Origin of the sequence: Chryseobacterium sp. SIMBA_028 (genome assembly GCF_046535285.1) — a bacterium.
GTDB lineage: Bacteria > Bacteroidota > Bacteroidia > Flavobacteriales > Weeksellaceae > Chryseobacterium.
This window is the reverse complement of record NZ_JAWRWZ010000713.1, coordinates 1-244: the sequence shown is the minus strand read 5'-3', so window position 1 is coordinate 244 and position 244 is coordinate 1. Positions and strand designations below refer to the sequence as shown.

General features: G+C 28.7%; 1 pseudogene. It reads left to right on the top strand.

Going from position 1 to position 244, the window contains the following annotated elements:
• Positions 1-244: pseudogene (locus SCA31_RS25105) on the top strand (hypothetical protein); the annotation flags it as partial.

Genomic DNA, 244 nt, shown 5'->3' with positions numbered 1-244 from the left:
ATACCGTTTGATGGGATTGTATGATAAATCCGAACAATATGTTATTCAGGCTGAGGAAATTTCTAAGAAAATTAAAAATAAGAAAAACGCCATTCAGGCAAAAATCCTAATTAATCAGGAAATTGCTTACCATGAAATTTATAAAGGAAGATATCAAAAAGGAATTGAACACATTAATACATCCTTATCTTATCTTCAAGAAATAGAGTCTGATAATATAGAATACACTGATTTTATTAAGGCC